This is a genomic window from Chitinophaga sp. RAB17, from assembly GCF_052114225.1.
GTDB lineage: Bacteria > Bacteroidota > Bacteroidia > Chitinophagales > Chitinophagaceae > Chitinophaga.
This window is the reverse complement of sequence record NZ_JBFREI010000019.1, coordinates 37,854-50,932: the sequence shown is the minus strand read 5'-3', so window position 1 is coordinate 50,932 and position 13,079 is coordinate 37,854. Positions and strand designations below refer to the sequence as shown.

The 13,079-nt window shown below is 44.8% G+C and carries 12 protein-coding genes; 4 read left to right on the top strand and 8 right to left on the bottom strand.

Annotated features, from left to right (window positions below; all coding sequences use genetic code 11):
• Positions 1–13: 13 nt before the first annotated feature.
• The 8 genes from AB4Z08_RS33895 to rlmD all read right to left on the bottom strand — a co-directional run bounded on the left by AB4Z08_RS33895 (position 14) and on the right by rlmD (position 9,005).
• The gene (locus AB4Z08_RS33895; RefSeq protein WP_441578223.1) at positions 14–655 is read right to left on the bottom strand and encodes a DNA-3-methyladenine glycosylase family protein; all 642 of its coding nucleotides are present in this window, start codon (positions 653–655) and stop codon (positions 14–16) included.
• Between the two features lie 59 nt (positions 656–714).
• On the bottom strand, positions 715–1,707 hold the full coding sequence (locus tag AB4Z08_RS33890) for a M28 family peptidase (RefSeq protein ID WP_441578222.1): 993 nt from the start codon (positions 1,705–1,707) through the stop codon (positions 715–717).
• Positions 1,708–1,726: 19 nt separating this feature from the next.
• Positions 1,727–3,226 carry a cysteine--tRNA ligase gene (gene cysS, locus AB4Z08_RS33885; RefSeq protein WP_441578221.1) on the bottom strand — a complete coding sequence of 500 codons (1,500 nt, stop codon included), beginning with the start codon at positions 3,224–3,226 and terminating at the stop codon, positions 1,727–1,729.
• 160 nt (positions 3,227–3,386) lie between these two features.
• A complete protein-coding gene (locus AB4Z08_RS33880; RefSeq protein ID WP_441578220.1) occupies positions 3,387–4,493 on the bottom strand; it encodes an endonuclease/exonuclease/phosphatase family protein in 1,107 nt (368 codons plus the stop codon).
• A gap of 64 nt (positions 4,494–4,557) precedes the next feature.
• Positions 4,558–5,655 carry an endonuclease/exonuclease/phosphatase family protein gene (locus AB4Z08_RS33875; protein WP_441578219.1) on the bottom strand — a complete coding sequence of 366 codons (1,098 nt, stop codon included), beginning with the start codon at positions 5,653–5,655 and terminating at the stop codon, positions 4,558–4,560.
• Positions 5,656–5,778: 123 nt separating this feature from the next.
• Entirely contained in the window at positions 5,779–6,711 is a 933-nt protein-coding gene (locus AB4Z08_RS33870) for a rhomboid family intramembrane serine protease (protein ID WP_441578218.1), read from the bottom strand.
• 47 nt (positions 6,712–6,758) lie between these two features.
• Complete coding sequence (locus tag AB4Z08_RS33865; protein WP_441578217.1) at positions 6,759–7,583, bottom strand: rhomboid family intramembrane serine protease; 825 nt, start codon at positions 7,581–7,583, stop codon at positions 6,759–6,761.
• A 6-nt stretch (positions 7,584–7,589) separates the two neighbouring features.
• Positions 7,590–9,005, bottom strand: coding sequence for a 23S rRNA (uracil(1939)-C(5))-methyltransferase RlmD (gene rlmD / locus AB4Z08_RS33860; RefSeq protein ID WP_441578216.1), 1,416 nt, complete (start codon positions 9,003–9,005; stop codon positions 7,590–7,592).
• A 120-nt stretch (positions 9,006–9,125) separates the two neighbouring features.
• Here rlmD and AB4Z08_RS33855 point away from each other — a divergent pair, with 120 nt between their 5' ends.
• The 4 genes from AB4Z08_RS33855 (at position 9,126) to AB4Z08_RS33840 (ending at position 12,983) form a co-directional block, all read left to right on the top strand.
• Positions 9,126–10,532, top strand: a complete 1,407-nt coding sequence (locus AB4Z08_RS33855) for a redoxin domain-containing protein (protein WP_441578215.1) — start codon at positions 9,126–9,128, stop codon at positions 10,530–10,532.
• A gap of 126 nt (positions 10,533–10,658) precedes the next feature.
• A complete protein-coding gene (locus AB4Z08_RS33850; RefSeq protein WP_441578214.1) occupies positions 10,659–11,360 on the top strand; it encodes a porin family protein in 702 nt (233 codons plus the stop codon).
• Positions 11,361–11,510: 150 nt separating this feature from the next.
• Positions 11,511–12,134, top strand: a complete 624-nt coding sequence (locus tag AB4Z08_RS33845) for a porin family protein (RefSeq protein ID WP_441578213.1) — start codon at positions 11,511–11,513, stop codon at positions 12,132–12,134.
• 168 nt (positions 12,135–12,302) lie between these two features.
• Positions 12,303–12,983, top strand: coding sequence for an outer membrane beta-barrel protein (locus AB4Z08_RS33840; RefSeq protein WP_441578212.1), 681 nt, complete (start codon positions 12,303–12,305; stop codon positions 12,981–12,983).
• Positions 12,984–13,079 lie beyond the last annotated feature (96 nt).

Here is a 13,079-nt window from a genome sequence, read left to right as displayed (position 1 = left end):
TGTATATGTGGTGTTATTTATCTGGTGTATTATCTTTCCAGGACCACAAATAACGGCAGGCATGTGTACGGTAAGGCGACCATTTATCAGATATTTTCCGTAGCTGATCCCTGAAGGCTTTCTTATCTTCCCGGTTCAGCTTGTACAGCTTGATCATGGCCTGCTGCAGCCCCCAGTCATCTATGGCAAATATATCGTTGCGGCACAGGTAAAACATCAGTAGCATTTCTACGGTCCATCGGCCTACACCCTTGATTTGTGTGAGATAGCTGATGACTTCTTCATCTCCCATCTTTTTCAGTTTGCTGTCGGTCAGCTTTTCAGCAATCACAAAAGCGGCTACATTATGTACATAGGTCACCTTGGCGTTGGATAAACCAATGCCCCGGAGCGTTACAGCGGGGGTATCCAGTATTTGCTGTGCGGTAGGCTCCTTACGTCCGTAAAGATCCAGGAAACGGGAGTAAATAACATCTGCTACCCTGGTGGATAGCTGCTGACTCATAATAGAGCCGATCAGTTTCAGGCAGATGTTTTTTCGTATGGTCAGCTCCGTTAGGGGGCCACCTATAATTTTCTGCAGCTTCTTATCCTTGCTGAGATGTATCTGATAGTGCACCGGCTTAGCTTCCGGAGTGCCTGCTGATCTGGGCATAAACTGTTTTTTAGTTAATACATCACATCATCCTTCACCCCGGAATACCAGTTACCTGATTAGTAATTGAATGGCTGCGTATAGATCACCTGCAGCAGGGTCTGACCCACTGACTGCAGCGTTTTTTTGTCTATCACATCCATATTATCGTTCTGTGTATGCCAGTGCGGAGCAAAGTCGTTATTGGCCTGCAATGCAATGATGTCGAATGTAGGAATATTGGCGATAGTATTCACCGCTATATGATCATCTGTAATATAAGCACCGTTGTTTTCATAACGGAACTTATCGGAGTAGCCCAGTTTGTTGGCTACATCCCAGAACAGCTTCATCTGAGCAGCAGCATATTGTTTGGAAGATCCTTCCATGTAAAACTGTGTACCACGGCCGCCTACCATATCCAGCAGGATACCGTAACTGGCTTTATAACCCGGTACATGCGGGTTCTTAGCCCAGTACTGGGTACCCAGACAAAAAGAGTTCTCATCACTTTTGGAACCATAATCTTCCACATCTACCAGTAAAATATCTACACCTGCTTCCGGCTTCTGGAGATGAAACTGCCGGGCTACTTCCATGAGTACAGCTACGCCGCTGGCCCCATCATCTGCCCCATCCAGCTTCTTTGTTTTATCAAAAGCATCTTCATCTGCCCATGGGCGGGTATCCCAGTGTGCCAGCAGCAGTACACGCTGTTTGGCTGCCGGGTTAAAGCTGGCGATGATATTGATACAGGGCAATTTTTCATTCTTAGGGCCGGTTACAGTAGTACGTTGTACGTATACGGTATCTGCCCACGGCCGCAAGCTGCCGATCAACCAGTTGGCGCATTTTTCCTGTGCCGGCGTATTGGGTATTCTGGGTCCAAAACTCACCTGTTTGGCAGTGTAAGCATACGCTGAATCTGCCTGGAAAACGGGCACAGGTACATCCAGTTTGGCTACTTTACTGGCGCCTGTACTGTCGTTGGTGTTTTCTGTTGTCTGGCCATTCTGCTGACAGGCGCCGGCCAGCAAGGCCAGCGCAGTCAGCGTAATAAGAGCTTTACGCATTATCTTCGGAAATATTTAGTTATTGAAGACTGTAAGAAACAGACCCGTCTTTTTCATCTTTCAGCTGAACGCCGATAGATAATAATTCATTACGGATTTTGTCGGAAGCGGCATAGTCCTTACGGCTCTTAGCTTCCTTACGCATTTCAATCAGCATCTGTAATACCCCATCCAGCTTGTTGTCTTCTCCGGTAATAGTTTCCTGTTGAATACCCAGAATGTCTACCAGGTAGGTTTTCCATGTTTGCTGTAACAGGACGAAAGTATCTTCACTGATCTCGTGCATGTTTATCTGCCCGCCTTTCAGGGAATTGATCACTGGTGTAAGTTCAAACAGATTAGCCAGTATTTTAGCTGTATTGAAATCATCGTTCATGAATTCAGGGCATTCCTGGCACCAGGTACGTACCTGTTTGTCCAGTTCCTCATTAATACCCTGACCATTGCTGCTGGTATAAGTTAACTTCTGCAATGTTTCATAAGCAGCCCACAAACGTTGTAATCCTTTTTCTGCGGCCTGCAGGGCTTCATTAGAGAAGTCCAGGGTACCGCGGTAATGCGTTTGCAACACAAAAAAGCGGATGGTCATCGGGCTATAAGCTTTATCCAGTTGAGGATTGCTGCCGGTGAACATTTCCGTGAGCTTAATGGTATTGTTGTAAGCCTTACCCATTTTGCGGCCGTTAATGGTGATCATATTATTGTGCATCCAGTAACGGGCCATCATCTCTCCATGTACTACTTCACTTTGTGCAATTTCACATTCGTGATGAGGAAACTGAAGGTCCATACCACCACCATGGATATCGAATTGGCCGCCCAGGTATTTGGCACTCATGGCAGAGCATTCAATATGCCAGCCGGGAAATCCTTCACCCCATGGACTTGGCCAGCGCATCAAATGTTCTGGTGGCGCCTTTTTCCAGAGGGCAAAATCTGCTTTGTTGTGTTTATCATCCTGGCCTTCCAGCTCCCTGGTGGTTTCGAGCATATCTTCCAGGATACGACCACTCAGAATGCCGTAGTCGTAGTTGGCGGCATATTTTTTCACATCAAAGTACACGCTGCCGTCTACTTCATAGGCATATCCCTTTTCAATGATCGTTTTGATCATTTCTATCTGTTCAATAATATGACCGGTAGCCGTAGGTTCTATACTCGGTTCCAGGCAGCCGAATTGCAGCATGGCCCAGTGGTACAGGTTAGTGTACTTCTGCACCAGCTCCATAGGTTCCAGCTTTTCCAGTACGGCAAACTTTGAAATCTTATCTTCTGCTGCGCGGCCTTCTTCTTCAAAGTGGCCGGCATCGGTGATATTACGTACATAACGCACTTTGTAGCCCAGGTGCCTTAAATAGCGGAATACTACATCAAATGTAATATAAGGGCGGGCGTGTCCCAGGTGTGATTCGCCGGATACGGTGGGTCCGCACACATACATGCCTACGTGGCCGGGGTGTAATGGTGTAAATACTTCTTTCTGTCGATGTAATGAATTGTATATCCTGAGTTCTGACATATGCTGTAAATGACAGATGTCATCCGGTTGCACCGGGTCCTGACATCTTATTTTTTATTGATGGATGGCAAAGATAAAAATTGTTTTCCGGGTACGATAAAACTACCGGAACAACATCGGTCTGCCCTACAAATATTATACATTTTCATAATGGTTACAGTTATTTATTTACTTCTACTTCCGTTTTTCCGCTGCCCATTAAACTCAGATTGGCAATTACAGGATAATGATCAGACAGGTCAGAAATGATTTTCCGGAAGCTGTTTACCTTAAAATGATTGCTCACAAAAACATAATCAATGCGTAATGTCGGCGCCAGCCCTGTAAAAGTACGTCCTATTCCCAAACCTTTTTGCAGAAAAGCATCCTGCAAACCTCCTTTAATGGTGAAGTAGGTATAAGAGGCCGGGGTATCGTTGAAATCACCACATACAATAACGGGGTAGGGGCTTTGCCGGATAAAATCACCTACAATATCGGCCTGCTGACTGCGGCGGATATACGCCTCCCTCATTTTTTGTATGATGCTTTTGGTGGCTTTCAACCCGGTATCTTCCTGGTTTTTGATTTTCTGAATAGCCGAATAATCTTTTTTATCAAACCGGTATGATTCCAGGTGCATATTAATGATCCTGATTGTATCATTCCCTTTCTGAATATCTGCATAGATAAGGCTTTCGCTCCTGGGGCCCACGCTCATCTTTACTTTGTCGGAAGCAATAATAGGGAAACGAGAATAAATAATTGACCCCCAGTGTTGCATGCCATCGCGGTTAAAATCGCTGGAAAAGTAACGATAGGGCAATGTCATCTCCCTGGAAATATCCTCACGGTTGTTGAAATCATTCTTTTTTTCAGAGGTATAAAAATCCTGGAAGCAGACAATGTCCAGCTCCTGCTTTTTAATCATGGCAAACATTGCCTGCCGGTTGTATTTACTGTCCTTTTCCCGGTATAAGCCAAACTGGCTCACATTGTAGCTCATAATTGTGAGCGTGCTATCACTCTTCACGGCCTTATTACCGGAAGGCATATGAAAGGCCACAAAAGCGCTGATAGATTTCCATCCCAGTAACAGGGCGATCAGTGATAATAGGGCATAGCGATAATTAAAAAATAACCATCCGATGAGGAATATTATCAACACCCCCAGTAAAAACGGGAACGCCAGTGTAATAAAGCTAATGGGCCAAAACCACGCCGGTGAAATATATGGCGCCATACAGGCTGCCAGGAAAAGTAATACCACGGCGAAGTTGATGATCAAAAAAAATCCTTTCGTAAATAGTCTTAAAAATCGCACCGCGTCATACTTTGTTGAAGTACTAAAGTTAGTGTTTTTTCAACGACAGACAGGCCATAACCGGGAAATGGTCTGAAGGATGGGTAGGGAAAACCTGGCTACCGTGAATACGGAAGGATGGCTGCGTCAGCACATAATCTATCCGTAGGGAAGGCGACAAAAAGGAGAGGGTACGCCCCCAGCCACTGCCGGTTTCCAGGAAAACATCCTGCAAATTCCTGCTCACCGTTTTATAGGTAAATGATACCGGGGTATCATTGAAGTCGCCACAAACTATCGCAGGATAGGGACTTTCAGCTACCAATGCTGCCAGCTGTAGTGCCTGTGCGGACCTTTTCTGAAAAGTGGACCGCATTTTATAAACCAGGCCACCGCCTCCGGGCGCCTTCATGTTATCATAATCCTCACCCTTAAACATATACGAAGTCAGGTGCACTGAAAATATCCTGATCGTATCTCCCTGTAGTACAAGATCCGCCTGCAAAAAGGAGCTGCCACTACCCACTTTGCTCTCTCCACAGGGAATAACAGCAGCAGCTGCGATCGGATAGCGCGAAAACAGGGCAATGCCATAAAACCAGGTGTCCCATTGTGTTTTGTCACAGGTGAAAAAATGATAGGAGTATTGGCCTCTCTGCATTAAACTATCAATATGATGTTCTTTATCCGGCTTGTCATTACTGTAAAATTCCTGCATACACAAAATGTCCGGGCTGTTTTTACTAACCACCTTATAAATAGCCGCTTCTTTGTCCTTATCTGTTTTATACGCCATTAGGCCCATGCTGCTGGTATTATAGGTCATGAGCGTAAACTCCCGGCTGTTGGGCTGTTTGACAATATTATTTTTAGAAAAGATATGAACACCCCAGGTGACCAGGGCTGCGGGGATACAGCATAGTACTGCAATACTGCACAACAGCAGCTGTTCTTTGCGCTTATACCACCACAAAACAGGAATTAAAAGAAGACAAATGGGAAACAGGAGGGGAAAGAAGAAGCCAGAAAATCCGGTGATCCAGTATTTACCTGGATTGAGGTGAGATAGATATGTACTCAGCAGAAGGCCTACAGCGAGCATCGTACTGCCCCAAAGTAAAATCCGGAGAAAAATTTTATGTAGCATAGGGTTACAAGCAATTGCGAATTGCTGGAATCAAATTACAAATTAATGGGGACACATCGGCGAATAAACTCCGCTAATGTGTCCCCATTTATCGTAACTCTTAATTTTTAATTTGTAATGCTTTTATTCTGTTCGGCTTGCCCTGAGTAAAGTATCTCTTTCGTCCGGAGAGAGGGAAGACAGGCCGTTTTCATTTATCTTATCAAGAATTTCATTCAATCGTTGCTCCGGTACTTTGCCAATGCGTCTGAAAGGCTGTTGATCGATATCTGATGGACTATTCTTTTTTTTAAAATCATCCGGGTTAATCTGCTGAGAAGCCGGATGGAAAACATGTGTCAGTTTAAACGTAAGTCTGTTGAAGCCCGATCCCCAGTCGTTGCCTTTTTTCCATTGAGTCATATAGATCCAGCCGGCAAATGCGCCACCCGCCAGTACCGGAATGTAAGTATAACCGTAGGTAGAAGAGGCCAGCAGTGACCCTACAGAAAGTACGATAAACAACAGGGTGATGACCCAAAGGGAAACACCACCTGCCAGCAACGGGAAAATGCGGTAACGTGGAGCAATGGCAGTAACACCAACAGCTATCGCCATGATGCTGCCCGCTGCGCCCAGCCAGTATTCAGTACCGTTGAGTACATGAAAAGACGGTATAAACTGCATGGCAGCTACATAAAAGAGATTACCACAGATACCTCCGAAAAGATATAAGGGTAAAATCCGCTGATAGCCGGCCAGGTGCTGCATAAAGGTGCCAAAGCACCACAGCCACACCATATTGGTAAATACCTGCCAGACACTGATATGTGTAAATAGAGAGGTGACCAGCGTCCACGGACGCATTAATAATTTTGCCGGATCTGCGGGAAGCCTCAGCCAGGTCATGATGTCCTGGTGAAACCGTGGTTCCCCAACATCTTCCATCTTGTAAATAACAAGAGTGAAGAGCAGGAAAATAAAAATGGTAAGATTAACGACCAACAATTGTGTCACCATATTTCTTCCTTCTCCTAAAGAGAGGCGGGGTAATTTCTCCTTTTCCAACGCATGCATGGTACATATATTTTTCAATACAAAAATACGTCATTAATACAGTTGTATTAATAAAAATCTGTTCGCCTCTTCGTCCACCCTCGCAGCAATAAGTACGCAAAGAGTGCGCCACCCAAATGCGCAAAGTGGGCCACATTATCACCGGCAGAATTTTGAATGCCGGACCATAACTCAGCCACAATCATAAATCCAACGATATATTTCGCCTTTACAGGGAACATGAAGTAGATGTACATGTAAGTATTCGGAAACAGATAGCCGAATGCGAACAGGATGCCATACACGGCACCGGAGGCTCCGAGCGTAGCACCACTGCGGTACATATGCACGTAGTCCCGGACGTATAGCCTGGCAATGTCTATGGCACGGGGATCATGATTAGCCAGCGCGTTTTTCAGACTTTCCATGCTATTGGTGCCGTTACCCAGATCATACTTGCCATCCAGCAATGCAAAATTGCTGTAGGAGGGATCGTTCAGGAAATTCGTTGCATACCTGGTGAGGTTTACGTTCTCATAAGTAAGTACACCCATATGGCAAAGTGCCGCACCAATTCCACATACCATGTAAAAAATGAGAAAACGCTTCGGACCCCATAAGTTTTCCAGGGTAGCGCCAAACATCCACAGCGTAAACATGTTGAAGAGCACATGCGTAATGTTCTTCGGATCATGCAGGAACAAATGTGTGATGAACTGATGTGGTCTGAAAAGTTCTGAGCCCCAGTAATGCAGGGCAAATAAGCGACTCAAATCATAATCAAATCTGTTCAGCAGCGTAATCTGCACTAACCAAACCAAACCATTAATGATCATCAGATTTTTGATCACCATCGGTAGGAGCTGAAATTTTCCGGGCCTGTACTCGTTCATTGTTGCTTAGTTATTAGCTCTTTTTTTCAACATCACCACATTTTCAATGTGATGTGTGTGTGGAAACATATCTACTGGCTGTACCTTTTCCACTGTATAGAGTGCATCCAGCAATGCCAGATCCCTGGCTTGTGTAGCCGGATTGCAGCTAACATATACAATTTTAGGCGCTGCAATTTCAAGCAGCTTGTTCACCAGCTTTTCGTGCATGCCTGCCCGTGGCGGATCCGTAATAATTACATCCGGTTGTCCATGATGTGCAAAAAATGCATCATCACAAATATCCACTACATCGCCTGCAAAAAACTCGGCATTGTTTACATTATTTCTTGCAGCATTTTCCTTCGCATCATCTATTGCTTCTTTGATCAACTCAATACCCACTACCTTACGGGCGTTGCGCGATACAAAGATGCCGATACTGCCTGTGCCGCAATATAAATCGTATACTATTTCAGACCCTGTTAACCCGGCAAAATCCCGTGTTACCTTGTACAATACTTCCCCCTGGTAGGTATTGGTCTGGAAGAAAGATTTAGGACCTATCTTAAAAACAAAATCTTCCAACTTCTCTTCTGCATACCCTTTCCCAAAATATATCTTCGGCTCCAGATCAAAAATGGTATCATTCCCCTTGGCGTTAATGGTATACAGCACCGTAGTAATGGCCGGAACTGTTTTCAGCAAATGATCCAGTAAAGCAATCCGGTTAGGCTTGTCTTCATGACGGATGACCAGGTTCACCATAATCTCCCCGGTGGTACAAAGACGGATGACCAGGTTACGCAGCCAGCCTTGCTGGGCACGGATATCGTAAAACGGTAGTTCATGTGCAACAGCATATTCACGGATGGTATTACGGATCAGGTTTACCGGCTCCTGCATGAGATAGCAGGTATCTATATTCAGGACTTTGTCAAACAATTTGGGTACATGGAAGCCCAGTGCGGGTCTTACAGGTATTTCTCCATCATTCGCCTTTATTTCCTCATTGGTAAGGTAAGCCTTGTTACTGAAGGTAAACTCCAGTTTGTTACGGTAATGCTCCGTATGCACACCACCCAGGATAGGCTCCATTGGTGGTAATGTCAGCTTCCCAATACGCTGCAGATGGTCTGCCACCTGCTGCTGTTTGTACTCCAGTTGCTGAGCGTAAGGCAGCATCTGCCACTTACAACCACCACAAGTACCAAAATGCTGGCAAAAAGGAGTCACCCTCTTGTCAGAATAACTGTGAAAGTGGACCACTTTCCCTTCTGCCCAGTCTTTTTTGTTTTTACTAAGACGAACATCCACTACGTCACCAGGCACCACACCGCCTTCAATAAATATAACTTTCCCGTCTTGACGGGCCAGGGCTTTACCCTCTGCCGCATAGGCAGTAACAGGTACATTTTCTAAAACAACGTTTTTTTTCCTCACGGCTGCAAAGGTAATTGGAAATGCTGAATCCTACGCCGTAATTCATGTAATTACCACTCACCACGCAGCTTTCCTTTTTTCCTTTTTTCCGCTTACATTTACATATTGCTTTGAAATCCTATGCGTAAATTATTTTTAATACTGATAGCCACCCTTTTAGGGCACTTGCACCTGCTGGCACAGGGATACCAGATCTCCGTTAAACTGAAAAATTTTACCGGTGGTAAATTCTTCCTCGCCCACTACATGGGCAGATCTACCTATCTGGCCGATTCTGCTGATGTTAGCCCATCAGGAGACGCGATCCTGAAAGGCAAGGAAAAGCTGCTCCCGGGCATTTACCTGCTGGTACTGCCGGGAAAGGAAAAGTACGTGGAAGCGCTGATCGATAAACAACAGGTCTTTAGCGTTACCCTCGACACTTCAGATCTTATTAATAAAACCATTTACAAAGGCAGTCCCGACAACGATTTGTTCCTTTCTTATAATAAATTCCTGTTTCAGCAGGAAACACTGAGCCGGAATATCCAGCAACAACTGCAGGCAGCGCATACCGCGGCTGATACGGCGAAAGTGCTGCCATTACAAAAGGAATTGGGGAAAAAGATCCAGGAATTCCGGACAAACTTCGTGAGTAAACATCCTGGTACCATTCTCAGCTCCATATTTCTGGCAATGAAGGAGCCGGAAGTGCCCCAGCAGCCTGCCGGGGAAGATTCTACCTTTGCCTACCGCTATTTCAAGGGGCACTACTGGGATGAGGTAGACCTGGAAAGTGACCGCCTGGTAAGGACCCCCATCCTGGAAGGAAAACTGAAAAAATACTTCACACAACTGGTGATGGCCTCTCCTGACTCTATTATCGTAGATTGTGATGCCCTGATTGCCCGCACCCGCAAAAGCAAAGAAGTGTTCAAATTTGTACTGTGGTGGCTTACCTATAACTATGAAAGCTCTCCCTACATGGGCATGGACGCGGTATTCGTTCACCTGGTAGAGAAGTACTATGTGCCGGGAGAAGCCTTCTGGCTGACTGACGAACAGCTGAATAAAATTGTGGACAGGGCGTATACTATGGCCCCCAACCTTATCGGAAAACAGGCTGCCCCACTGGAGTTCAAGGATACGGCTTCCAATATGCTTTCTTTGTATAAAACCCAGTCCAGGTATACGGTATTGGTTTTCTGGGATCCTACCTGCGGCCATTGCAAAACGGAGCTGCCCCGCCTCGACTCAGCCTATAAAGCAAGCTGGAAAAGCAAAGGAGTAGCTATGATAGGCGTAAAAACAGAAGGTACCCGGGAAGAATGGATACAGTTTATTAAAGACCACGATCTCAGCGGATGGGTACATGGCTCAGATCCACAATCTGCGACCAATTACCGCAGATTGTATGACGTATACAGCACTCCAATGATCTACCTGCTCGATGATAAAAAGAAAATTGTGGCAAAAAAGCTGGGTGTGGAACAGTTACAGGAGTTTTTGGACCGTGTAACGCCCAAAAGTACAGCATCAAAGCTGTAGAAATAGGAGTGTAGAACGTAGAATATGGTCCTCAATCATACTTGATAATCAGTTAGTTGGGTATTTTTAACGTTCCTTTGGCATAGTCTTTGGCTTTGTGGGTAACAGACCATAAAACCAAAGATTATGAAGAAGAAGTTTTTATTGTTATCCCTTGCAGCATTAAGTATTTCGTTTGCTGCAATGTCTCAGGCCCGTGTCGGTATTAAGGCTGGTTGGAATCTTTCAAACATTACTACCGATAACGCAGGAAATACAAAAGACAGCCGTTCTTTATCTGGTTTTAATGTGGGTGCCATTGTTGACTTACCATTAGTACCTAAAATATTGTCTTTCCAGCCCGGGGTCTTTTATTCTACGAAAGGAACTAAGGTGGACTTAAGCAACAGTACCACCACTACGTATTCGAAGTTTACAACGAATCCATCCTACATTGAAGTTCCGCTGAATTTCATTGCAAAATTACCGGTTGGTCCCAATGCCCGCTTATTCGCCGGTGCAGGACCTTACTTTGCTTTTGGTGTTGCAGGGAAAAACAAATACGAAAACACCGTTGCTGGAAATACGCTCAGTAGCTCATCCAACATCAAATGGGATGATGATACCCCATTTAACAATGGTGATCCTAACAAGGGTTATGACAAATTCAAACGTTTTGACTGGGGTGGTAACGTACAGGTAGGTGCTGAAATAAGCAACTTCCTGATCTCTGCCCAGTATGGTATTGGGTTTGCAAAAGTACGCTCCGGCCAGGATAACAGCACTGATGACAAGAGTAAAAACCGTGTTTTCAGCGTGTCTGTAGGTTACCTGTTTGGTGGAAAATAATGTAAGAACAAACAATTAGCTAATTCAGTTGTAATAACAGCAGCAAGCAAAAAAAACAGGTTCATTCATTAGTTGGCAATCAAGAAAAACTACAAAAGCGATACCTGGCCTGTGGGTATCGCTTTTGGTATCATTCAAATTACATCACACATGAAAAAGGTATTATTATCTGCAGCAGCTTTATTAATCGCCAGTCTTTCCTTCGGTCAGGCTAAGTGGGGTATCGTTGCAGGACCCCAGTTCTCCAGCATGACTGTTAAAAACCCGGGTTTAACGGGTACGTCTAAAGAAACCAGTAAAATCCTGACAGGTATCAGGGCAGGTGTTACTGTAGACATTCCACTGGCAGATGAATTTTATATCGGAACAGGTTTACTGTATTCCGGTAAAGGAGGCAAGGCTAAAAATTCAGATGCGAAAACCACCTTATCGTACCTGGAAGTGCCAATTCACTTCATGTTCAAGCCTGAAGTAGGAAGCGGAAGATTGGTACTGTCGGCTGGTCCTTACCTCGCATATGGTATCAGCGGTAAGATTAAGGATACTGGTTTGGGTGATTTCAACGTGTATGACGATGAATCTCTATTATTGAAACAGAAACGTTTTGATGCAGGAGTGGGGATCAATGTTGGGTACGAAATGCCTATGGGGCTTTATTTTGGACTGAACACAGATCTCGGATTGATAAATACTGCCGATAACACAAATAATGACCGCAAATTTAAGAACACTTCCTTCGGTGTTTCCGTAGGATATAAGTTCGGCGGCAAATAAGGAATACTCAAAATGATTTTTGTATTAACCACCCGAAATTACCGGGTGGTTTTTTATTTTTATCAAAACCTTTGTTTACTTTAGTGCTAGTAACCGACTGAGCTATAGGACTTTTCCCCAAATCGTTTGTCACATTTATCTTTTAATACACTTATTAGCGAACTACTGATGAAATTTTTTACATTTCTATCTACAGCTGTGTTCTTTGTTGTCTCCTCATCTCAAGCCCAGGTAAGTTTAGGCATACGGGGGGGATACGTAAATACAGGACTGGCCACATCCCAAAATAGTACCGCCCCTGGAACCTCGTCCCTGGACAACTGGCAAGCCGGTGCCTACCTGAATATCCCGTTATTTGAAAGAGGGTACCTGCAAACAGGTGCAGGGTATATCGTAAAAGGAGCCGGTCTCGATTACACGGTGCTGCATCCCGATCTTTTTGCATCGGGACCTACCAGCTTAAAACTGCAATACCTGGAACTACCGGTGAACATGGTATATAAATTACCGGTGAGCTTTGGCAAACTCCTGGTGGGAGCGGGACCTTATGCTGCTTACTGCTTACGCGGTCATTATAATGTAGCTGCTTTTGATGGTACAAAACTGGTGCAATCGGGTTCCCAGCAATTAAACTTTAACAGATCCCCTAATATATTCGGAACCAATATCAATCTGCAACGCTGGGACGCAGGATTAAACTTTACTGCGGGTATAGAATTTAATTGCTTACTTACATTGACTGCACATTATGGCTATGGTCTGGTGGACCTGGATAAATCATCAGGCGATTTAAAAAACAGGTATTGGGGCGTGAGCCTTGGCTTTCTGTTTGACCGGGAAGACTGGTAGCGATAAGATGCGCAAGGATAAAAGAGAAGTTCTTTCCTGACGGGAAGAACTTTTTTTATGCCAGGTAGGGAAGGCTGCGTTTGCGCCTTCTTTTTA